Genomic DNA, 22,039 nt, shown 5'->3' with positions numbered 1-22,039 from the left:
CTCCGATCACGTTAGGTCAGAACCGGTGTTCAGGCGCTGACGGCGACAGGGGCGGGAAGGAATTCCTGATCAGGCTGTCTCATCAGCATCTTCAGGATCCGCGCCAGCGTTGCCGGGATATCGTGGCGCTTGACGACCATATCCACCATGCCATGCTCAAGCAGGTATTCTGCGGTCTGGAAGCCTTCCGGCAGCTTTTCGCGCAGGGTCTGTTCGATGACGCGCTTGCCGGCAAAGCCGATCTCGGCGCCCGGCTCAGCGATGTGGACATCACCCAGCATGGCATAGGAAGCAGTCACGCCGCCGGTGGTCGGGTTGGTCAGCACACAGATATAGGGAAGGCCTGCTTCCTTCAGCATGTCGACGGCAACCGTGGTGCGGGGCAGCTGCATCAGCGACAGGATGCCTTCCTGCATGCGGGCGCCACCCGATGCGGGGAAGATGACCAGCGGGCACTTTTCCTTCAGCGCACGCTCGGCCGCCTTGACGATCGCTTCGCCGGCCGCCATGCCGAGCGAACCGCCGATGAAGTTGAATTCGTGCACGACGGCGACGAGTTTAACGCCATGGACGGAACCGAGACCGGCGAGGATCGTGTCCTCCTGATCGGTCTTGATACGGCTGTCCTTCAAGCGGTCAGCATATTTCTTGGAGTCGCGAAACTTGAGCGGATCCTGGGCGACCTTCGGCTGTACCAGCGATTCGAACTCGCCGTCGTCGAACATGTCTCTCAGACGCGCCTTGGCCGGCATCTTCATGTGGAAGCCCGAGGCGGGAATGACCCACTTGTTCTCTTCGAGATCCTTGTGGAAGACCATTTCCCCGGTTTCCGGGCATTTGATCCAGAGATTTTCCGGAACGTCCCGATCGGGACGGCCGAGCATGGAGTTGATGCGCGGCCGGACGTAATTGGTGATCCAGTTCACTGGGCGTACTCCGAGTTTAGACGTTCAGGCCTTATCTGGGCCAGTTATTCGGCGGCAACAAGGCGGGCGGAACGCACGCCGGTGGCCAGGCCGCGGACGAAGGTGGAAACGGCAGATACCGTATCTGGCGTCGCAGCGCCATCCTTGGTGAGGCTGCCGGCAACCTGCGCAACGATCGCACTGCCGACGACGACACCGTCAGCCGCAGCGCCGATGGCTTGCGCATGGTCGGCGGTCTTGACGCCGAAGCCGACGCAGACCGGCAGGTCGGTATGACCCTTGATGCGGGAGACGGCGCCCGAGATCAGCGACAGATCCGGCAGAGCGGAGCCGGTAATGCCGTTCATCGAGACGTAATAGACGAAGCCGGACGTGTTGTGCAAAACCGTCGGCAGGCGCTTTTCGTCCGTGGTCGGCGTGGTCAGGCGGATGAAGTTGAGCCCCTTGGCGATTGCCGGGATGCAGAGTTCATCATCCATTTCCGGCGGCAGGTCGACGATGATCAGGCCGTCGATGCCGGCTTCCAGCGCGTCATCAACAAACCTGTCGACGCCGTAGATATAGATCGGATTGTAGTAGCCCATCATGACGATCGGCGTCGCGGCATCGGTCTTGCGGAATTCGCGAGCGAGATCCAGCGTCTTGGCGAGCGTCTGGCCGCCCTTCAGCGCGCGCTGCCCGGCCATCTGGATTGCCGGACCATCGGCCATCGGGTCGGAAAAGGGCATTCCGAGTTCGATCACGTCGGCCCCGGCATCAGGCAGTGCCTTCATGATGGCCAGCGACGTGGCAAAATCGGGATCGCCACCCATGAAATAGGTGATCAGTGCCGGGCGGCCTTCGGCCTTCAGATCGGCAAAACGCTTATCCATCCGTGCGGTCATGTTCAGAGCCCCATTCCAAGGATTTTGCCGACAGTGAAGATGTCCTTGTCGCCGCGACCGCACAGGTTCATGACGATGATTTCGTCCTTGGACATCTTTGGTGCGCGCTTCATGACTTCGGCCAGTGCGTGCGAGGGTTCGAGCGCGGGGATGATGCCCTCGGTGCGTGTCAGGAACTGGAAGGCTTCGAGCGCTTCGGTATCCATGATCGGGACGTATTCGACACGTCCCATGTCTTTCAGCCAGGAATGCTCCGGGCCGATGCCGGGATAGTCGAGACCGGCCGAGATCGAATGACCTTCCTTGATCTGGCCATCGCCATCCTGCAGCAGATAGGTGCGGTTGCCATGCAGAACGCCAGGCGAGCCTGCCGTCAGCGAGGCGCAGTGCTCCTCGCCGTTGAGGCCCTTGCCGCCGGCTTCGACGCCGACGATCCTTACGCTGTCATCATCGAGGAACGGATGGAACAGGCCGATCGCATTCGATCCACCGCCAACGGCTGCTACCAGCATGTCGGGCAGACGTCCCTCGGCTTCCAGCATCTGTTCCTTGGTTTCGCGACCGATGACCGACTGGAAGTCGCGGACCATTTCCGGATAGGGATGCGGACCGGCAGCGGTGCCGATCATGTAATAGGTGTCATCGACATTGGTGACCCAGTCGCGCAATGCCTCGTTCATGGCATCCTTGAGCGTGCCGTGGCCTGACGTGACAGGGATCACCTCGGCGCCCAGCAGCTTCATGCGGAAGACATTGGGTGCCTGGCGCTCGACATCTGTCGCGCCCATGTAGACGACGCAGGGCAGGCCGAAGCGGGCAGCGACCGTGGCCGAAGCGACGCCATGCTGGCCGGCACCGGTTTCAGCGATGATGCGGGTCTTGCCCATGCGCTTGGCAAGCAGGATCTGGCCAATGCAGTTGTTGATCTTGTGGGAGCCGGTGTGATTGAGCTCGTCGCGCTTGAAATAGATCTTTGCGCCGCCGAGTTCTGCCGTCATGCGCTCGGCGAAATAGAGCGGGCTGGGGCGGCCGACATAGTGTTTGCCGAGATCGGTGAGCTGCTTTTGAAATGCGGGATCGGTCTTGGCCTTTTCCCATTCGCCCTGCAGATCCAGGATCAGGGGCATCAGGGTTTCCGCGACAAAGCGGCCGCCGAAAATACCGAAGAGGCCGTCCTCGTCGGGACCGGAACGGAACGAATTCAGTTTTGGGGTCTCGTTCACTTTCAACTCCTTCAGCGTTTCGTAGCGGCGTCTGCCGCATCGAAGAACGCATCGATCATGCCCAGATCCTTGGCGCCTGGCGCGCTTTCGACACCGGACGATACATCTATGCCGCTTGCCCGCGTCGATGAGAGCGCAGTCGCGACATTATCCTTGTTCAGGCCCCCGGAAAGCATGTAATCCACGCTCTGGTCAAGCGACGCCATGGCCTTCCAGTCGAAGGAAACGCCGTTGCCGCCCGGAAGATCGGAGCCAGCCGGTGCCTTCGCGTCGAACAGAAAACGGTCAGCCACACCTATATAGGCATCGACCCCTGCAAGATCATCCGCGGACTTGACAGAAAACGCTTTCATGACAGGCAGACCGTAGAGCGCCTTGACGTGCAAAATCCGTTCCGGGCTCTCGTGACCGTGGAGCTGAAGCATGTCCGGGCGAAGCAGCGAGACGATATCGTCCAGTTCCTCGTCATCGGCATCCACCGTGACCGCAACGATCTTAGCTCTGCCACGCACCCGGTCCGCCAGTTCGCCGGCGATCTCGGGCGCGATGTTACGCGGGCTCTTGGGGAAGAAGATAAAGCCGATATGGGTTGCGCCGCGCGTCACCGCACGATCGACCGCTTCTTCAGTCTTGAGGCCGCAGATCTTGATATCCGGTTTCATGTGCGCGGATTGGCACGAAACGCGCCCGGAGTCGAGCCCTTCAGCGGTTTGGTGGCGTGACAGTTCGGCACGGACTCCTCTTCTCAAGACCTCAGGCAATCTTCCGGGGTGTGATTCGGTTCTCCACCACGATCCTGCACGCGCAAGGACATGCTCGCCGACATCATCACAACCAGAACCTCGGGCAAAAGAGCAGGTTTTTCCGGAAAAATAGACGTTCTCGATTCAGGTTTGATTTATTAGGGTTTTGCCAGTAACTTATTCCACAGCAAATTGTTTCTTGAAATGTTTTCGCAGGGGGTAGTCATGGCGGCAAGAGGTGCGAACTTTGTGCGCGCTGCAATGTGCCTTGCCGCGGTGAGCGCTCTTTCAGCCTGCACTCAGACGACTGCGTCGCTCGATTCCAAGTCTTCGAAGACACGAACTGCCCAGGTCAATATGGGTTCGGCAAAGCAGGTCTACACCTATTCGTCCAGCGACCGCGAATGCCTCAAGCGCGCGATGTATTTCGAATCAAGGCGCAGCAGCCCCGATGGTTTCATGGCTGTCGGCAGCGTCATCATGAACCGCCTGACCTCAGGTCTTTACCCTGAGACGATCTGTGGTGTCGTGGGGCAGGAAAAGCAGTTCGCGCCGGGTGTGATGACCCGCAAGATGGACGAAAACACTGCGCCGCAGCTGAATGAAGCAGCAGAAGCCGTGCTGAAGGGCAAGCGCCACCCCGATGTGAAGGAAGCGATGTTCTTCCACACGAAGGGCCTGCGCTTCCCCTACAAGAACATGCATTACGTGGCTGATGCCGGCGGCAACGTGTTTTACGAAAAGCGCGACGAGGACGGCAACTTGCAGACGCCAGAGCCGAAGCCTGCCGGGGCCTATGTCATGATGGCTGAAGGGACGATTGTGCCAACGCCGGGAGCGATGAGCATGATCGCACGGGCCGAGCCTGTTCGTGAACAGACACCAAGCCCCGTTGCCGTTGCGTCTGCAGCAACGCAGCAGCCCTTGCCGGGCGTTGCCTCTGTCACAACGGTTGCCGACACATCTTCCGCCACGGTCGCAACAGTGCAGCCTGTTTCCCATTCGCCCAGCATGATGCAGGCCTACCAGGCAGGCGCTGGCATGGATGCGGCAAGTGCCGCCATTCTTTCGACTGAAGCCTTGCCCAATAGCGGGCCTCTGCCGAAACGGCGCCCGGCGGGTGCCAAGACCGACACAGCCGGCGACATGGTAATGGTCGCGCCGACTCCGCGTCAGTTCCCGGCTCGCACAGCTACACCTTGATCTCTTCGTCCAGTTTCCGTTTGTTTTAGCTGGGCTTCAGCTGAAATCCAGCGCGTGAAGCTGCGAGCCATTCTGCTTCAGCCATTTGCGCGCCTCTTCCATCCTCGGGCAAAGCTGGTGGCAGAGAGCCCAGAACTTTGGCCCGTGGTTCATTTCCTTCAGATGCGCCACTTCGTGGGCTGCGAGGTAATCGATCACCAGCGGCGGCGCCATGACGATGCGCCAGGAAAAGCTCAGGTTTCCATCCCAGGAACAGGATCCCCACCGGCTTCTCGTGTCTTTCAGCGTGACTGATGCGACCGGCTTGCGGATCGATGCGGCATGGCGAAAGGCCAGCAACTCCATATCTCGACGTGCTTCTTTTTTCAGAAATGTCGCGACCCGACGGCCGAGATGATCCTCCAGCCCGCTTACCCTTACCACCGGCACGCCATCGACCATGGCGATTTCCGTCAGGCCGCGAAGCGTTCCGGTATGGTCGATGCGGTGCTGAACGCCGCGAATCGGCACGAAGCCGCCTGAGCGGATGGGATTGTCGGTGGAGAATTTCGAGAGCTTCGTGAGCAGCCAACCCTGATGGCGCTCGAGAAATTCCTCGATCTCGCTTTTCCGAAGGCCTGCCGGCACAGTGAGATTAAGCGCGCGGCCGCCGGGCTCGATGCGCAGCGTGATACGAGTGGCGCGACTGTTTTCCTTGATCGTCAGCGGCAAAGCGCGGTTTCCGACTTCAAGCGTGCGCTTCACGGTTTCGAGCGGTTTCGAGCGGGCGCGAAGGGGCTTTTTGAGGAGCGCGAACATGTAGCCTTTCTAGCCGATTCGAGAGAACCGTTCTCATGAAAAAGCCGGCGTCGCAAGGACGCCGGCTCGTTACGTTTTCAGAAGATCCGTTTGACCGATCAGACGTCGACGACCGGGTTCTGGCCGGAAGCGTTGCTGTTACGGCGCTCGCGCATGAAACGATCGAACTCTTCCTGATCCTTGGCACGGCGAAGCTCGCGGGAATAGTTGTCGAACTCATCGCGCATCTCGTCAAGCTTGCGGCGTTCTTCATCCATGCGGTTGAGTTCGGCCTTGCGCCAATCGTCGAAGGCAACGTTGCCTGTCGAGAAATGCGTGTTGTAGCCAGCGGCGCGGCTTCTGGAAAACCATCGGCTGGTCTTGCCGGCCCATTCGTCGGCGCGATTATTGGCATCGCGCTTGAAGCCGCGAAGCCGATCCCCGAAGATGATATAGGCAAGCATAGCCAAGCCAAGAGGCCAGAAGACCACGAAACCGAGCACCATTAAACCAATGGTGGCCGGCGTCCATTCCGGACGAATCAATGCAGACTGGTTCATGGGTTACACCCTTCAGTTCAATGCGGAGTGGCCTGATGCCAGCCCGATGATATCCGATTTGGTGAGCCTCAGACCCGCCTTCAAGAAGACAGGTCGCTAAATCCAAGAACATGCTGAAATACCTTGGAGAAATCCAGATACAGGCGTCGATCCGGATCCACTCTCAAGCCGGCGAATCACCCTTGGTACTGCGCTTCCGGGAAGCAGGCTTGGCAGCTTTGGTATCGGCCATGGCATGCTTGCGGGTGAATTCGACGATGCGGGGGGCGATTTCGCTGCGGAAACGCGAACCGTTGAAGACCCCGTAATGCCCGACATCGGGCTGCATGTAATGCTGGCGCTTGTCATCCGGGATATTCGGACAAATCGTGTGCGCCGCCTTTGTCTGGCCGACGCCGGAAATATCGTCGTTTTCGCCTTCCACCGTCAAAAGAGCGACGGAGCGGATCGCCTTCGTATCGACAGGCATCGCGCGATGCATCATCTCGCCCTTGGGCAAGGAATGACGGATAAAGACGGCATCGACGGTTTGCAGATAGAATTCTTCCGTCAGATCCATCACCGCGAGATATTCGTCGTAGAATTCGCGGTGTTTTTCGGCGGGCTCGCCATCGTTTTTGACGAGGTGCTCGTAGAACTCCTTGTGAGCGGTGACGTGGCGGTCAAGGTTCATCGACATGAAGCCTGACAGCTGCAGGAAGCCCGGATAGACGCGCCGCATGAAGCCCGGCTGCGGAAACGGCACGCTCATGATGACATTGTCGCGAAACCATTCGAGTGGGTGATCTCCGGCAAGTTTGTTGACGGCTGTCGGATTGCTGCGGGTATCGATCGGTCCGCCCATCAGCGTCATCGAGGCGGGCGCCATCCGATCACCGCGGGTTTCCATCACCGCAACGGCGGCAAGCACAGGCACCGACGGCTGGCAGACGCCGACCACGTGGGTGCCGGGACCGATCTGATGCAGCATCTCGATCAGGTAGTCGATGTAATCGTCGAGATCGAAGCTGCCCTCGGTGACCGGAACCATGCGGGCATCGATCCAGTCGGTGATGTAGAGATCCGCATGGGGTAGAAGTGCTTCGACCGTGCCACGCAGCAAGGTGGCATAGTGACCCGACATCGGCGCGACGAGCAGGATCTTCTGGTCGGGCGGGCGAGCGGCGGGCAGATCTCGGCGAAAATGCAGGAGATTGCAAAAGGGCTTTGCCCAGACGATCTCTTCGGTGACCATGACCGGCTTACCGTCGACCACCGTTTCCGGAAGATTGAAGCTCGGCTTCCCATAGCGTCGCGTCATCCGCTCGAACACTTCGAGACTGGCCGACATGGAGCGGCCAAGTGCTGTCTGGGCGAACGGGTTCATCGGATTGTCGGACATGAAGCGCATGGCATCCGCGGCGGCCCGGAACGGCGCCATGGCGGCATGGTTCAACTCATAGAGCTGGTAGAACATGAAATCGGGCTCTCCTCATCCCTGGTCCGATATCCGTCAAAGCGGTGGCGGGCAAAACGTTCCGCCATCGGAATGCAGCAAGGCTAGCACTTGTGGAGGGAGTTATGAAAGGGCGGCGGTTTACCACCGCCCTTCCCTCGCCGCAGCACGCCTTGCCGATGCCAGCGATCGATCAGATATCGGCGACGAATGTCTGTTTCTGGGTGCCGAGACCATCGATGCCGAGTTCGACAACGTCGCCGGCTTTCAGGAAGCGCGGGGGCTTGAGGCCAAGGCCGACGCCCGGAGGCGTACCCGTGGAGATGACGTCTCCCGGATGCAGCGACATGAACTGGCTGAGATAGGAGACGAGGAAGGCGACGCCGTAGACCATCGTCTTGGATGAGCCGTTCTGCATCTTTTCGCCGTTGACCGTCAGCCACATTCCAAGGTTCTGCGGATCCGCGACCTCGTCCTTGGTGACAAGCCATGGGCCAATCGGTCCGAACGTGTCGCAGGACTTGCCCTTGGTCCACTGGCCCGCGCGTTCTGTCTGGAATGCGCGCTCGGAGACGTCGTTGGTGAGGCAGTAACCGGCAACGTAATCCAGCGCCTCGGCTTCCGACACGTATTTCGCGGTCTTGCCGATGACGACACCGAGTTCGACTTCCCAGTCGGTCTTTTCCGATGTGCGCGGAATGACGACGTCGTCGTTGGGTCCGACGATGGCGGAGGTGGCCTTCATGAAGATGATCGGTTCCGGCGGCACGGTGGCGCCGGTTTCGGCCGCGTGGTCGGAATAGTTGAGACCGATGCAGATGAACTTGCCGGTGCCCGTCACGCAGGCGCCGATCCGATCGGCAGACAGTTCCGGCAATGTCGACGCGTCGATCGCGGCAATCTTCGTCAAACCCTCGGGCGAAATCGCCTCCCCGCCGATATCCGCGACATGGCCAGACAGATCACGGATCTTGCCATCCTGATCGAGCAATGCCGGCTTCTCCTGGCCCACAGGTCCTACACGCATCAATTTCAAGGTCTTATTCCTCCAGTTGTCAGACAAGTGTTTATGCAAAAAAGAGGCGCGATTGTCACCCCTCTTTCTGCCATCTGCGGTTCATTGCAAAGCAGCCCTAACTGCCTAGATTGGGTAAGACCCAAACTTGAGAGGACACTATGACGACCAGCAACAGCCGGACCTCGGAATTTCCAATCGACGCATTCTTTCTGGATCGCTGGTCGCCGCGGGCCTTCGAGAAGGAAGCCATCGATCGGGAAACGATGCTGACCATTCTGGATGCCGCGCATTGGGCACCCTCTTCCGGCAACAGCCAGCCTTGGCGCTTTGTCTACGCGCTACATGGCACCGAGGATTTCACCAGACTTGCGGATCTCCTCGTTCCGGGCAATCGGCGCTGGGCAGAAAACGCCGGCGCGCTGGTCTTCTTCGTGTCGAAAACCTATCGCCTTTCCAAGGATGGCGAACGTCGCGAGGGATACACGCATTCTTTCGATACAGGCGCCGCGTGGTTCTCAATCATCTGCCAGGCTATGAAGCTTGGGTATCATGCGCATGGCATGGAAGGGTTCGACAAGGAAAAGGCTGTTGGCGAACTTGGATTGCCTGAGGGTTTCAGGGTGGAAGCCGCAGCGGCGATCGGGCGGATGGCAGCCAAGGACACGCTGCCGGAGGACTTGCGCGAACGTGAGGTTCCAAGCCAGCGCAAGCCTGTCTCAGAGATCGCTTTCGAGGGAAGGTTTGCCGGCGAAGAATAATTGTTTCACGTGAATCCTCCATCCCCAGGTTAGATTCACGTGAAACAGATTTCTGCTGGACAAACAAAAACGGCGGCCGGGAGGCCGCCATTTTTGCACGATGAAAAGATTGCTAGATATCGAGGTTGGCGACGTTCAGCGCGTTCTCTTGGATGAACTCGCGCCGAGGCTCGACCTCGTCGCCCATCAAACGCGAGAACAGGCCGTCTGCATCCGTCGCATCGGGAACCTTGACCTGAAGCAGCGAGCGAACATTGGGATCAAGCGTTGTTTCCCACAGCTGCTCGGCATTCATTTCACCAAGTCCCTTATAGCGCTGCATGGACAGTCCCTTGCGTCCCGCCGCAAAGATCGTGTCGAGAAGGGCGCGTGGACCTGAAATATCCTGCTCGCTATCCTTGCGAGCGAGGACTGGCGACGTGCTGTAGATCTCCTGCAGACGCGACGACATCTGGTCGATATGGCGGGCATCGGCAGAGCCGATCAGGGCCACATCGATCACGGCGACTTCCTTGACGCCACGAACCATCCGCTCGAAGCGCATGCCGCCTTCGTCGGTGACGTGACCCGACCAGCCACGCTCGGTTTCCTCGGCGATCATATCGAGACGCTTGGCGACTTCGTTAGCCGTCTGCTGGGCCCGTTCGGGATTGTCCGTCAGATCTGGATGAAGTGCGCCGGCAATGGCTGCCTGCTCGATGATCGAGCGGTTGTAGCGAGAATGCAGTCCCTCGATGATCGAGCGGATGCGCAATGCATCCTGGATGACTTCGCGCATATCCTGGCCGGCACGGACTTCACCGGAGCCGAGGGTCAGGGTCGTATCTTCCAGCCCCATGCCGATCAGATACTCTTCCAGAGCCTGCTCGTTCTTCAGGTACTGGATCGACTTGCCGCGCGTCACCTTATAAAGCGGCGGCTGGGCAATGTAGATGTGGCCACGCTCGATCAGTTCCGGCATCTGACGGAAGAAGAAGGTCAGCAACAGGGTTCTGATATGGGCGCCGTCGACGTCGGCGTCCGTCATGATGATGATCTTGTGATAGCGCAGCTTGTCAGCGTTGAACTCATCCTTGCCGATCGATGTGCCCAGAGCGGTAATCAGCGTGCCGATTTCCTGGCTGGACAGCATCTTGTCGAAACGGGCGCGCTCGACGTTCAGGATCTTGCCGCGGAGCGGTAGGATCGCCTGGGTATCACGCGAACGGCCCTGCTTGGCGGAACCACCAGCGGAGTCACCCTCAACGAGGAAGACTTCGGACTTGGCCGGATCACGCTCGGAGCAATCGGCGAGCTTGCCGGGCAGCGAGGCAATATCGAGCACGCCCTTGCGGCGGGTGAGTTCACGAGCCTTGCGGGCCGCTTCGCGTGCAACAGCAGCTTCCACCACCTTGCCGACAAGGATCTTCGCTTCAGCCGGATGTTCTTCGAGCCAGGAGCTCAGCGCTTCGTTGACGAGGCTTTCGACAACCGGGCGCACTTCCGAGGACACGAGTTTGTCCTTGGTCTGCGACGAGAACTTCGGATCCGGCACCTTCACGGAAAGAACTGCGGTCAGGCCTTCTCGGCAGTCGTCACCCGTGAGCGAAACCTTTTCCTTTTTCATGATGCCGGACGAGTCCGCATAGGACGTGATCTGGCGAGTCAGCGCACCACGGAAGCCCGCCATATGCGTGCCGCCATCGCGCTGCGGAATGTTGTTGGTGAAGCAGAGAACGTTCTCGTGGTAGCTGTCATTCCACCACATCGCGACTTCCACCGTCATGCCGTCCTTCTCGCCCTTGATGGCGACAGGCTTTTCGACGAGTGGCTTCTTGGAACGGTCGAGATATTTGACGAAGGCTTCGAGGCCGCCGTCATACAGCATTTCCTCTTCCTTCACGTCGGGCTTGCGCCGATCCGTGAGCCGGATTCGAACGCCGGAGTTGAGGAAGGCGAGTTCGCGAAGGCGGTGCTCGAGTGTGCCGTAATCGAACTCGGTCATAGTGAAGGTTTCGGTGCTGGCGAGGAAGGTAACTTCCGTGCCGGAGCGACCTTCATAATCCCCGATGACCTTCAGCGGCGCATCGGCGACGCCGTGCGTGAACGAGATCTCGTGAACCTTGCCTGAGCGACGGATCTTCAGCTTGAGCCAGACCGAAAGCGCATTGACGACCGAGACGCCAACGCCGTGCAGGCCGCCCGAGACCTTGTAGGAATTCTGGTCGAACTTACCGCCGGCGTGGAGCTGGGTCATGATGACCTCGGCTGCCGAGACGCCTTCGCCGGTATGGATATCCGTCGGAATGCCGCGACCGTTGTCGGTGACGCTGACCGAGCCATCCGCATTGAGCGTGACCGTGACGATATCTGCATGGCCGGCCAAGGCTTCGTCGATCGCGTTGTCGACGACCTCGTAGACCATGTGATGCAGACCCGAGCCGTCGTCTGTGTCGCCGATATACATGCCTGGGCGCTTTCGCACCGCATCCAGGCCCTTTAGAACCTTGATGGAATCGGCACCGTATTCGGCACTCGCGCCGTGATCGCTGACGGGTGTGTCGGTCATTCAGTCTCTTCCAGTTGGTTAAAATACCGGCGAGCGAATCACCGGAGTCTCCGCCTTGAATATAGGGAATTCAGGGCGGTTTCTAAAGGTTGGTGCCGCGCAAAATGCCTGGAAAGGCGTGGATGCGCAGAGATTTCCAGGGCAATTCAAGCCTTTTGCAGAAGTCTTCGCATTTCCTCTAGCACGTCCGGCGGCAAAGAGCGAATCCGTGCCGCCAAGGCGTTGGCAAATGCGGTGTATGCAGGCGCCAGGCCTGTCGTGTCGAGGACCACTTTCGGGCGCGAGGCTTCTGCGACCCGAAACAATTCTTCCGCTTCATCCCAGATGATGTTGAAATAGCCGGTGATACGCTGGAGCAGCTCGAATGTGGGCCGGCCCCGTTTGCCATGTTCCAAGGCCGACAGATAGGCAGGCGTAACCCCGATCGCCTCTGCCAGTTGCCTCTGGGTAACTCCCTTTTTGGCGCGCAGCTGTCGAAGCGCTTCACCAAAGGGCGTCACAGGACCGATCCCCGATAATCCGCACGGCTCTTTGAAAGCCGCACGTACATGGCGCCCTCGCCACCATGGTTTTGGGCTGCCCATTCGTAGGACGAGATCAGGAAACGAAATTCGGCCTTCGAGAACCACAGCGGCACCGCACGGCGCAGAACCCCCTCGCCGCCCACCGAGCGGCCCTTGCCGGTGATGACAAGAACATGGCGCAGACCGCGATCATGGGCACTGTAAAGAAAATCGAGCAGCAGATCGTGGGCGGCGTCCTGGTAGAGACCATGAAGATCGAGCCGCGCATCGATCGCAAGGCGACCCTTGGCGAGCTTCTTCCGGGTGGGTTTTTCCAGCGGATGATGAATGCCGGCAGGCTTTTTTACCTTCGGCGCGACTGCCGCGAAGGCATCGCTGACACGCTGGGTTGGCGGTACCGGGGGCTTGGAGACTTCATCCTCTGCCGCCAGTCGTGCCGCCATTTCCTCTTCGAAGGCAGCGATCTCTTTCATGCGCCCAGGCAGAGCACGAGCGGATTTCGCCACCTTGCCCCACAGGATGCGTTCATCTGAACTGAGTTTTCGATCCTTCATGCGCCATATCCTACCCGGCATAACGGCCGGCGGCCGCATTTGGGACGAGGATATAGAAATCCGCATCGTTTCGCACCGTGCCGGCAAGCTCGCCTGCGTGATAGCCGGAACCGGTGAAGATATCGCCCCTTGCAGGCCCAATAATGGCTGAACCCGTATCGAGCGCCAGCATCAGCCGCGCGAACGGCTTGCCGTCGTCGAGATGTGTCAGCCGTTCCGCATGGATGAAAAAGGGGTAGCCGAATGTGTGAATGGAGCGATCCACGGCGAGCGAGCGTCCCGCGATCAGCGGCACCTTGGCGGCAGCGATAGGACCGAGGTCAGGGTCGCTGACATCGGCCTCACGGAAGAAGATGTAGGACTTGTTGTGCCATAAGACTTCATCAACCTTAGCCGGATTCGACACCAGAGCTTCGGCAAGCCACGTCCGAATGCTCTGCATGGAAATGTCTTCGCGAGCGATTTCGCCACGATCGATCAGAAGCTTGCCGATCGGCGAAAACGGATGGCCTGCCTTTGCCGCGTAGGTGATGCGACGGACGCGGCCATCGGGGTAGACCAGCCGAGCTGCGCCCTGAACATGGGCAAAGAAGACGTCGATCCGCGACCGTGCGAAGGCTATCTCCAGCCCCCGGCCGTTGAGACAGCCGCGATCGATTTCACCGCGATCCGGATAAGCGACGATACCATCCGGCGTCTGACGGCCGAACATGTAGCCGGAGTCGAGATCCGCAGGGCGATTGCTTTCGTCGAGATCGACGAGATCGTCAGGCCGGAAATAGAAGGGATGGGTGAAAAGACCTTCGCTCACATCGGAGACGTCGACTTCCGGTTCGTAGAAGGCGGTGACGAATCCTTGTTCGTCATTGTGCTTCAGGATCCGGAAGGGTGTGCAGCGTTGTTCGAAGAAGGTGCGAGCTGCAGAGGCATCCGCAAATGGTGCGGCCTGCTCGAAGAGGTCCGCCAGTTCCCTGGCCTCAAGGCCGAGAGAACCCTTGCGATAGGGCTTAACGTTTCGGATATGGGCCGCGCAAGCACGCATCGCCTCATACAGCGGGCTCGGATCGTCGGCAGCCCAACCGGGGAGATCCGCGAAGTCGACCCTCTCGAGGCGGAAGTCAGAGAGGGTCGGAGACGCGGAAATCATTGTTCGGATTCGGTGGCGACCAGCTTCCAGTTCGGGTCGCGGGAGCCGATGTCGCGGGCAAAGGTCCAGATGTCGATGACGTCGGCTACGGTTTCCTGATCGCCGTCGATCAGCGTGCCAGCCTTGTCGAAGGTTGCGGAGATCAACTGGCTGACAATGCGGACGGTAACCTGGGATTCGCCATCCTTGATCGAAACCTGTGTCATGTCGCATTTGTCGATGCCGACAAATGTGGACTTGATCACCTCGCCCTTGGCCTCGCGCTCGGCGATTGCCGCTTCGAAACCGTCATAGACTTCATTGGAGAGAAGCCCTTTCAAGGTCTTCCGATCACCGTCGGCAAAAGCCATGACGATCATCTCGTACGCCATCCGCACGCCGTTGAGGAATTCCTTCGGGCGGAACGACGGATCTTCCTTCACGAGGGCACGAAGCGATGCGTTGAGCGGCGTATCAGGCTTCGCGACGGCGTCGATATCGGCATTGCGTTGTTCCTCATCGACATTGTCGCGGCGAGGAAGCGTCACTACCTTGCTATCGTCCTCGACGGGACCGCGGGCAACATCGCGAGGGCTGACTGTCTCAGTCGGCGGCTTCTCATGTCCCGTGCGCCGGCCGAGGACGCTGCGCAATTGCAGGAATATCAGCACTGCTGCGACGAGGAAAAACAGTGTTATCAAGTCGTTCGAGCCCATTTTATCCCGCAATTGTCGTTTAAAAGTTCTATGCAGCTTTTCATATAGTCTCCTACCGCCCATCTTCAAATAGCAACGGCGTGAGATGAACCCATATCCGCCAATTAGATACAGGCAATGATTATGCGCTTACCATTCCTTCCGGTTGTTCTCCTGGCTTGGCCGCTGGCCGAAATCGCTGGTTTTGTTCTGGTCGGAAGAGCGATCGGACTTTGGGGAACGCTTGGCCTCGTCCTCGGAACGGGCCTCCTGGGCGCATTGATGATCCGCGGCCAGGGGATGACTATGCTGCGGCGGCTTTCGACAGAAGGACGCGAAGGTCGGATGCCTGCAGCCGAACTGGTGAGCGGAGCGATGGTCGTGGTGGCTGGCATCCTGCTGATGCTGCCGGGGTTTCTGACCGACATCATTGGTCTCGCGCTGCTTGTGCCCTTTATCCGCAAGCTGATCTGGTCGGCCATCGGCAGCCGCGTGGTCGTCGTGAATTCGGGCGATCGAAGAAGGCCGGGCGGTTTTCGCACCGGTCCCGGCCCTGGCCCCGGTCCGGCGCCTGTTCATCCGGTTGGATCCGGCCCGGTGGTCGATCTCGATGACGACGATTATCGCCGCGAACCGAACCCGTCCTCGCCTTGGGCGGACAAGGATAAGCGGATCGAACCTTAAGGCTAAGATCTCGCAGGGTTGTAAGCCCTGGAGCGAAATGTTAAGTGCCCCCAACGCTTTTCAGCCACCCTTTCCAGCCTTGAGGAATTTTTATGGCAGACGATAACGAACAGGCTTCCGCCCCCTCGCTCAATATCCTGGCGCAGTACACCAAGGATCTTTCGTTCGAAAATCCCGGCGCGCCACGCTCGCTGCAGTCGCGCGACAAGGCACCAGCGATCAATATCAGCGTCAACGTCAACGCCAATCCGCTTTCGGAAAACGACTTCGACGTCGTTCTGTCGCTGAGTGCCGAAGCCCGCGAAGACGACAAGATCGTGTTTGCGGCCGAGCTGGTATACGGCGGCGTTTTCCGCATCACCGGTTTCCCGCAGGAGCACATGCTGCCGCTTCTGTTTATCGAATGCCCGCGTCTTCTCTTCCCGTTCGCACGCCAGATCATTTCCGACGTGACCCGCAACGGTGGCTTCCCGCCGCTGATGATCGATCCGATCGATTTCGGTCAGATGTTCTCGCAGCGCATGGCCGAAGAACAGACCAAGTCGCAGGTTCAGCCGCTCAACAGCTGAGCGAGCAACGGATAGAATATAAAAAGCCCGGTCACAGCCGGGCTTTTTTCATGTCTGGACTTCAGCAGAAATCAGTCGGCTGCATATTTCAGCCAGACGGCCTTATCCTTCAGTCCACTGACCATTGCGGCATGGGCGGCAATGTCGTCTTCGCTGATGCGCGGCGGCAAAGGGCGCGGCCGTGCTGCGATCGCGGTTACCACCACATCATCGATCTCGATGACGTTTCTCGGCTGATCGGCACCGACCAGACCGAGAGCCGCCTGCCGGCCGCCGGTCATTTCGATATAGACTTCCGCCAGGAGTTCGGAGTCGAGCAGCGCGCCGTGCTTGGTGCGATGGCCATTGTCGATGCCGTAGCGACGGCACAGTGCGTCGAGGGAGTTAGGACCCATCGGATGCTTTCGGCGGGCCATCGAAAGCGTATCGACCACGTTTTCCGGTGGGACCGGCGGCAGGCCTATGCGTTCAAATTCGGCATTGATAAAGCCGATATCGAAATTGGCATTGTGGGCGATCCACCGGGCGCCATCGAAGAAGTCGATGATCTGCTGCGCCACCTGGGCGAACGGCGGCTTGTCTTTCAGCGACTCATCGGTAATGCCATGGACGGCCAGCGCATCCGGGTGAACCTTGCGATCGCCCGGGTTGATATAGAGGTGCAGCGTTCTTCCCGTCGGGAAGTTGTTGATGAGCTCTATGCCGCCGATTTCGATAATCCGGTCGGCCTTGGATTCAAGGCCTGTGGTTTCGGTATCGAAGATGATTTCACGCATGGGTATTTCCGTTCCTGCTGCCGGCTTTGAGCTTGCCGATGATCTCGCGCACGCTTGATCTGGCTGTCTCCAGTCCGGCGCCGGTGTCGATGACGAAATCGGCACGCGCCCGCTTTTCGGCATCCGGAACCTGCCGGGCCAAGATCATCGACAACTTCTCCTCTGTCATGCCGGGCCGCGCAAGTACCCTCTGGCGCTGCACCTGTGGATCGCAGCTGACGACGACGACAAAATCGACCCTTTTTTTGCCGCCGGTCTCAAACAGCAAGGGAATGTCGAGCACGACGAGCGCTGCGCCGGCGCTTTTGTGTTTATCGAGAAATTCTGCTTCGCGTTTGCGCACCAGCGGGTGGACGATGGATTCCAGCAGTTTGAATTTTTCAGGTGCTGCCGAAAGCTGGCGCGACAGTTCCTGTCGGTCGACGACACCGTCTCTGACCGCATTCGGGAACGCCTCCGCGATCGGATCGACCGCTTCACCGTGATAGAGATCGTGGACCACCTGGTCGGCATCGTTGACCGGGATACCCTCTTGCGCAAACATTTCTGCGGTGGTGGATTTCCCCATGCCGATGGAGCCGGTGAGGCCGATAACGATCATCCGTGAATATCCATATCTGCGATGACAAGATCCCGCAGCGTCTGATCGACGACAGGGCGGAGGCCGAACCATTTCTCGAAACCCGGCACGGCCTGATGCAGAAGCATGCCGAGACCATCCACGGTCACGAAGCTCTGCTCCTCCGCCTGTTTCAGAATGTCCGTTTGCAGCGGGATATAAACGATATCGGTAACGACTGCGTTCGTGAGCATGGTCGAGAAGTCGAACTGCGGTATCGGCGCGCCGTCCATGCCGAGCGATGTTGTATTCACAAAGAGACCTGCGCCGGACATGACCTCGCCCAGTGCTTCCATCGCATGCGCGTGCACGTTTTGTCCGAACCGGTCGGCAAGTTCCTGCGCACGCGCCACGGTCCGGTTGACGACGTGAATTTCTCCGACGCCCTGATCCCTGACGGCTTGAATGATAGCTCGGCTGGCACCGCCAGCACCGAGAATGACGGCGCGATCGACATTTCCCCAACCGGGCGACTGTTCGTCGAGGTTGGCGGTAAAACCGTAGACATCGGAGTTCGAGGCGTGAAGAACACCGTCCTCCATCCACAGCGTATTGGCGGCACCGAGTTCTTCGGCAATCGCATCTGGACGATCAGCGAGCGCAAAAGCCATTTCCTTGTGGGGAATGGTGACATTGCCGCCGCGATAGCCCGATGATCCGTCTTTGAGCTTGCTGATGAAAGCTGGAAAATCCTCAGGTGCCACCGCTTCACGTGTGTAGCGGCCAGCAATACCGAACTTAGCCAGCCAATGACCGTGGATGATCGGCGAACGCGAGTGCTTGATCGGCCAGCCCGTTACGAAAGCGTTAACCAAAAGTGTTTCACGTGAATCAGCCATCGATCGCTCCGATCGCGCGCAAGGTGTCGAGAAGCGGCAGCATGGGTAGGCCGAGAATGGTAAAGTAATCTCCCTTGATCCGCGAGAAGAGCTGAATGCCCTCACCTTCCAACTGGTAGGCGCCGACGCTTCCGAACACCGTTTCGCCCACCCTATCCAGATAGCGATCCACGAATATCTCGCTGAGCGGTCTGACGGTAAGATCGGCGTGTGCAACATGCTCCCAAAGGGTTTCGCCATCGCGCATAAGAGCGACGGCGCTGTTCAGCCTATGCGTCCTGTCCGACAGAGAGAGCAGGCTTTCGCGCGCCTCTTCCCGTGATTTCGGCTTGTGATAAACGCGATGATCGAGCGACATGGTCTGATCCGACCCGATGACGATGGCGGAAGGATAGTGTCTGCTGACATCGAGCGCCTTGGCCTTTGCCAAGGTCAGCGCGACGATATCTGGGCTGGCGCCCACCAGTCCCGCCTCGATCTGACGTTCATCGATATCGGCGGCCCGGCTTTCGAAACTCAGCCCCGCATTTTCCATCAACATGCGTCTGAACTTGCTGGATGAGGCCAATATGAGTGGCCTTGAGTGAGACATTGTCACGGCAGATCTCCGGATGGAATTAGTGCCGAATTACCGTAGCTTCGGGCGGAGCGCAACGATGGCCGCCGCCGTCTCCTCGATCGACCGACGGGTGACGTCGATGACCGGCCAGCCGTGGCGCGAGCAGAGCGCTCGTGCATATTTCAGTTCCTCGTTGATCGTTGCCCGATCCGTATAATGACCGCGATCGAAATTTTGCGTGGTTCCGAGTTCGCGGTGTTCGCGCACCTGTGAAATGCGGTCCGTCGTCGCGACCAGCCCGACGATCAGGGGCCGGGTTGCAGACAGAAGTGCGTGCGGAAGGTCGACGCCCGGCACGATCGGGATATTGGCCGTCTTGATTCCGCGGTTGGCGAGATAGATGCTGGTCGGCGTCTTCGAGGTGCGGCTGATCCCGACCAGTACGACATCGGCCTCGTCGTACCCTTCGGGCATCTGGCCATCGTCATGATCCATGGTGAAGTTCAGCGCTTCGATGCGGGCGAAATATTCCGCGTTGAGCGCATGCTGCGCGCCGACGCGGTATTTAGACGGTGCTCCGAGATAGGTCTGGAATGTCGCCATAACCGGTTCCAGCACGTTGACGCACGGTGTTCCTATCTGACGGCAGCGGTCGTCCAGCAGTTTCGCAAGCTCGCGATCAACGATCGTATAAAGGACGATCCCCGGTTCACGATCGATCGCCTCCAGCACGGCGAGAACCTGCTTGCGGTTTCGCACCAGCGGATAGACGTGCTCGACGGCGAGCGAGGTCTGGAACTGGGCTGCCGCCGCGCGTCCTGTCGAGATCAGGGTCTCGCCGGTGGAGTCAGATATGAGGTGGAGATGGAAGAAGTTTTTTCTGTTCTCCACGTTGTTCTTCGTCCTCTGTTGATAACCGGGGAGAGACTGACCGCCTTTCGAGGGCCGAGCCAGACCCCTGGGATAACCTCCGAGTTGTCCACAATCGCGTATTTCGAGGAAGCCGTTCAGGCCCCCTGTTCAAAGCGGGGATAACCGGATGAACCTATCGCTTGATTCACAAGATATCCACAAGAGAGCTTCACCAAGCGCCCAGCACAAGCAATTGATATCCCTGATTGAAATATGGTTATCCAGAAGCTCTGCCAAGAATGCCCGGAAGTTTTCCTTTTCAACGATACGGAGCGGCAGATCGTCGCGTTTTCTGTGCAGGAGTTTTAATCCTTGCTACTCACCGACTCTAAGAAATAGAAGATCTTAAGAATCTTATTTTCTTTATTTGGAGAACCCATTGGCCGGTCCGACCAGGAAGATCGTTGAGGTGCTGAACGGCAAGACGATCACCCCACCGCCGATATGGCTTATGAGGCAGGCAGGTCGATATCTGCCCGAGTACCGGGAAGTCCGTGCGGCAGCCGGTTCGTTTCTCGATCTCTGTTATACGCCGGATCTGGCTGTCGAAGTGACGCTTCAGCCTATCCGGCGCTACCAGTTCGACGCAGCCATTCTGTTTTCCGATATCCTCGTCATTCCCGATGCCTTGAAGCGCAATGTTCGCTTCGTGCAGGGAGAGGGTCCAAGGATGGATCCGATCGACGAAGCAGGGATTGCAGCGCTCGATAGCAGTACGATGCTTTCCCACCTTGCACCGGTGCTGGAGACGGTTCGGAGGCTTCGGCTGGAGCTACCCCCTGAAACTGCCCTGATCGGCTTCTGCGGGGCTCCCTGGACCGTTGCGACCTATATGATCGCCGGTCAGGGAACACCGGACCAAGCGCCGGCACGTCTGTTCGCCTACCGCTACCCCGAGGCCTTTGAAAAACTGCTGGCTCTGCTGGCGGAGATGTCTGCCGAATATCTGATCGGTCAGATCGATGCGGGCGCAGATGTCGTGCAGATCTTCGATTCCTGGGCCGGCGTGCTCGGGGAGAAGGAATTCGAGGAATTCTCGATCAAGCCCGTGCGGCGGATCATCGATATCATCAAGGCAGCGCGACCTAACGCGAAGGTGATTGCTTTCGCCAAGGGTGCAGGCATGAACCTCAAACACTACCGGGCCCGGACGGGCGCAGATGCAATCGGGCTCGATTGGTCGGTGCCGATGTCGTTTGCGCAGGAGCTGCAGAAGGACGGGCCCGTCCAGGGCAATCTCGATCCAATGCGCGTGGTGGCAGGCGGAAAGTCCCTAGACGACGGGATCGATGCTATTCTCCAGGGGCTTGGACAGGGACCGCTGATCTTCAATCTCGGCCACGGCATCACACCGCAGGCGGATCCGCAGACTGTTGCGCATCTTGTGAAACGGGTCAGAGGATCGGGCGTATGACGCGGGACGATCGCACCGGTGCCGGAAATGGGCGGCGTGTCGCGTTCCGGGCGGCGACGGCGCTTTCGGTTTTCGTCGTCGTGCTGTTTTTTATCTACTGGCTGCGGCCGGATGATTTCCTGCTCTACATCAAGGCCTTTCACGTCATCGCCGTGATTTCCTGGATGGCCGGGCTGCTCTACCTTCCCAGGCTTTTCATCTATCACGCGGAAGCCGAACCCGGCTCCGCCCAGTCGGAAACCTTCAAAGTGATGGAGGGGCGGCTCCTGAAAATCATCATGAACCCGGCGATGATGATCAGCTGGGCGCTCGGGCTTTATCTCGCTTGGGCAGTCTACGGTTTCCAGGGCGGCTGGCTTCATGCCAAGATACTGTTTGTCCTGCTGCTCACCATGGCGCATATGCGGTTCAGTGCCGCAGTTCGGGCTTTTGCCATAGACGGGCCGCGCAAAACCGCCCGCTACTGGCGGTTGATGAACGAAATCCCGACGGTTTTGATGATTGCCATCGTAATCATGGTCATCGTTAAGCCATTTTGATGGTGTCTTGAGCTTTTTCTTAACTCCGCCTGCCCCTCCCCCTTGCAGGCGTGCTCGTGAACAGCTATTTTCCCAGCCATCTCATCTCGTGGCATGTGTGTAATCGTCTGTCCTACCCCGGTGTCTTCCGCGGTAGCGAATTTCACCGACACGC

General features: G+C 59.0%; 24 protein-coding genes. 6 read left to right on the top strand and 18 right to left on the bottom strand.

Features of this window, described 5'->3' with window-relative positions; genetic code table 11:
* Positions 1-29: 29 nt before the first annotated feature.
* The 4 genes from accD to G6K99_RS17580 are packed head-to-tail and all read right to left on the bottom strand — an operon-like array spanning position 30 to position 3,695.
* Positions 30-926: an acetyl-CoA carboxylase, carboxyltransferase subunit beta gene (accD, locus tag G6K99_RS17595; RefSeq protein WP_062462950.1), complete on the bottom strand. Its 897-nt coding sequence runs from the start codon at positions 924-926 to the stop codon at positions 30-32.
* A gap of 44 nt (positions 927-970) precedes the next feature.
* On the bottom strand, positions 971-1,810 hold the full coding sequence (gene trpA, locus G6K99_RS17590; protein WP_062462946.1) for a tryptophan synthase subunit alpha: 840 nt from the start codon (positions 1,808-1,810) through the stop codon (positions 971-973).
* Between the two features lie 2 nt (positions 1,811-1,812).
* A complete protein-coding gene (gene trpB, locus G6K99_RS17585; protein ID WP_092665274.1) occupies positions 1,813-3,033 on the bottom strand; it encodes a tryptophan synthase subunit beta in 1,221 nt (406 codons plus the stop codon).
* Positions 3,034-3,044: 11 nt separating this feature from the next.
* Complete coding sequence (locus tag G6K99_RS17580; protein ID WP_174197321.1) at positions 3,045-3,695, bottom strand: phosphoribosylanthranilate isomerase; 651 nt, start codon at positions 3,693-3,695, stop codon at positions 3,045-3,047.
* Positions 3,696-4,001: 306 nt separating this feature from the next.
* On the opposite strand from G6K99_RS17580, the gene G6K99_RS17575 reads away from it, so the two are divergent.
* Positions 4,002-4,979 (top strand): cell wall hydrolase, encoded by a 978-nt coding sequence (locus G6K99_RS17575; protein ID WP_244631515.1) that lies wholly within the window; start codon positions 4,002-4,004, stop codon positions 4,977-4,979.
* Between the two features lie 36 nt (positions 4,980-5,015).
* On the opposite strand, the gene G6K99_RS17570 is transcribed toward G6K99_RS17575, so the two are convergent.
* From G6K99_RS17570 to G6K99_RS17555, 4 genes are all read right to left on the bottom strand, one after another.
* Entirely contained in the window at positions 5,016-5,777 is a 762-nt protein-coding gene (locus G6K99_RS17570) for a M48 family metallopeptidase (protein ID WP_062577118.1), read from the bottom strand.
* Positions 5,778-5,875: 98 nt separating this feature from the next.
* Positions 5,876-6,316 (bottom strand): DUF2852 domain-containing protein, encoded by a 441-nt coding sequence (locus G6K99_RS17565; protein WP_092665207.1) that lies wholly within the window; start codon positions 6,314-6,316, stop codon positions 5,876-5,878.
* 163 nt (positions 6,317-6,479) lie between these two features.
* Positions 6,480-7,772 (bottom strand): polyhydroxyalkanoate depolymerase, encoded by a 1,293-nt coding sequence (locus G6K99_RS17560; RefSeq protein ID WP_174197320.1) that lies wholly within the window; start codon positions 7,770-7,772, stop codon positions 6,480-6,482.
* Positions 7,773-7,944: 172 nt separating this feature from the next.
* On the bottom strand, positions 7,945-8,787 hold the full coding sequence (locus G6K99_RS17555) for a fumarylacetoacetate hydrolase family protein (protein WP_113167245.1): 843 nt from the start codon (positions 8,785-8,787) through the stop codon (positions 7,945-7,947).
* Between the two features lie 140 nt (positions 8,788-8,927).
* Between G6K99_RS17555 and G6K99_RS17550 the strand changes: the two genes are divergently transcribed.
* The gene (locus G6K99_RS17550) at positions 8,928-9,527 is read left to right on the top strand and encodes a nitroreductase family protein (protein ID WP_174197319.1); all 600 of its coding nucleotides are present in this window, start codon (positions 8,928-8,930) and stop codon (positions 9,525-9,527) included.
* 112 nt (positions 9,528-9,639) lie between these two features.
* Here the strand turns inward: G6K99_RS17550 and gyrB are convergent, their stop codons facing one another.
* From gyrB to G6K99_RS17525, 5 genes are all read right to left on the bottom strand, one after another.
* The gene (gene gyrB / locus G6K99_RS17545) at positions 9,640-12,075 is read right to left on the bottom strand and encodes a DNA topoisomerase (ATP-hydrolyzing) subunit B (RefSeq protein WP_062577110.1); all 2,436 of its coding nucleotides are present in this window, start codon (positions 12,073-12,075) and stop codon (positions 9,640-9,642) included.
* A gap of 146 nt (positions 12,076-12,221) precedes the next feature.
* Positions 12,222-12,575, bottom strand: coding sequence for a helix-turn-helix domain-containing protein (locus G6K99_RS17540; protein ID WP_092665195.1), 354 nt, complete (start codon positions 12,573-12,575; stop codon positions 12,222-12,224).
* The gene (locus G6K99_RS17535) at positions 12,572-13,153 is read right to left on the bottom strand and encodes a Smr/MutS family protein (protein ID WP_082471708.1); all 582 of its coding nucleotides are present in this window, start codon (positions 13,151-13,153) and stop codon (positions 12,572-12,574) included. The genes G6K99_RS17540 and G6K99_RS17535 overlap by 4 nt, the downstream gene beginning before the upstream one ends.
* A 10-nt stretch (positions 13,154-13,163) precedes the next feature.
* A complete protein-coding gene (locus G6K99_RS17530; RefSeq protein ID WP_113109963.1) occupies positions 13,164-14,300 on the bottom strand; it encodes a murein transglycosylase A in 1,137 nt (378 codons plus the stop codon).
* A complete protein-coding gene (locus G6K99_RS17525) occupies positions 14,297-14,995 on the bottom strand; it encodes a Tim44/TimA family putative adaptor protein (protein ID WP_062462907.1) in 699 nt (232 codons plus the stop codon). Before G6K99_RS17525 ends, G6K99_RS17530 begins: the two co-directional genes overlap by 4 nt.
* 123 nt (positions 14,996-15,118) lie before the next feature.
* On the opposite strand from G6K99_RS17525, the gene G6K99_RS17520 reads away from it, so the two are divergent.
* Both G6K99_RS17520 and secB read left to right on the top strand, forming a co-directional pair.
* Positions 15,119-15,658 (top strand): FxsA family protein, encoded by a 540-nt coding sequence (locus G6K99_RS17520; protein WP_174197318.1) that lies wholly within the window; start codon positions 15,119-15,121, stop codon positions 15,656-15,658.
* 92 nt (positions 15,659-15,750) lie between these two features.
* Positions 15,751-16,227: a protein-export chaperone SecB gene (secB, locus tag G6K99_RS17515; protein ID WP_062462904.1), complete on the top strand. Its 477-nt coding sequence runs from the start codon at positions 15,751-15,753 to the stop codon at positions 16,225-16,227.
* A gap of 71 nt (positions 16,228-16,298) precedes the next feature.
* Here the strand turns inward: secB and dnaQ are convergent, their stop codons facing one another.
* From dnaQ to G6K99_RS17490, 5 genes are read right to left on the bottom strand one after another with little or no spacing between them, the layout of a single operon-like run.
* Positions 16,299-17,003: a DNA polymerase III subunit epsilon gene (gene dnaQ / locus G6K99_RS17510; protein WP_174197317.1), complete on the bottom strand. Its 705-nt coding sequence runs from the start codon at positions 17,001-17,003 to the stop codon at positions 16,299-16,301.
* Positions 16,996-17,604: a dephospho-CoA kinase gene (gene coaE / locus G6K99_RS17505; protein WP_113109965.1), complete on the bottom strand. Its 609-nt coding sequence runs from the start codon at positions 17,602-17,604 to the stop codon at positions 16,996-16,998. The genes dnaQ and coaE overlap by 8 nt, the downstream gene beginning before the upstream one ends.
* Positions 17,601-18,461 carry a shikimate dehydrogenase gene (locus tag G6K99_RS17500; protein ID WP_174197316.1) on the bottom strand — a complete coding sequence of 287 codons (861 nt, stop codon included), beginning with the start codon at positions 18,459-18,461 and terminating at the stop codon, positions 17,601-17,603. Before G6K99_RS17500 ends, coaE begins: the two co-directional genes overlap by 4 nt.
* Positions 18,454-19,053, bottom strand: coding sequence for a Maf-like protein (locus G6K99_RS17495; protein WP_062577095.1), 600 nt, complete (start codon positions 19,051-19,053; stop codon positions 18,454-18,456). Before G6K99_RS17495 ends, G6K99_RS17500 begins: the two co-directional genes overlap by 8 nt.
* A gap of 36 nt (positions 19,054-19,089) precedes the next feature.
* Complete coding sequence (locus G6K99_RS17490; protein ID WP_062462887.1) at positions 19,090-19,911, bottom strand: pyruvate, water dikinase regulatory protein; 822 nt, start codon at positions 19,909-19,911, stop codon at positions 19,090-19,092.
* Between the two features lie 400 nt (positions 19,912-20,311).
* On the opposite strand from G6K99_RS17490, the gene hemE reads away from it, so the two are divergent.
* Complete coding sequence (gene hemE / locus G6K99_RS17485; RefSeq protein WP_174197315.1) at positions 20,312-21,346, top strand: uroporphyrinogen decarboxylase; 1,035 nt, start codon at positions 20,312-20,314, stop codon at positions 21,344-21,346.
* Positions 21,343-21,885 (top strand): protoporphyrinogen oxidase HemJ, encoded by a 543-nt coding sequence (gene hemJ, locus G6K99_RS17480; RefSeq protein WP_174197314.1) that lies wholly within the window; start codon positions 21,343-21,345, stop codon positions 21,883-21,885. Before hemE ends, hemJ begins: the two co-directional genes overlap by 4 nt.
* Positions 21,886-22,039: the final 154 nt, after the last annotated feature.

Source organism: Neorhizobium sp. AL 9.2.2 (assembly GCF_013317225.1).
In the GTDB taxonomy this organism is placed as follows: Bacteria; Pseudomonadota; Alphaproteobacteria; order Rhizobiales; family Rhizobiaceae; genus Neorhizobium; species Neorhizobium soli.
The sequence above is the reverse complement of the archived record's forward strand: the minus strand, read 5'-3'. Positions and strand labels throughout refer to the sequence as shown.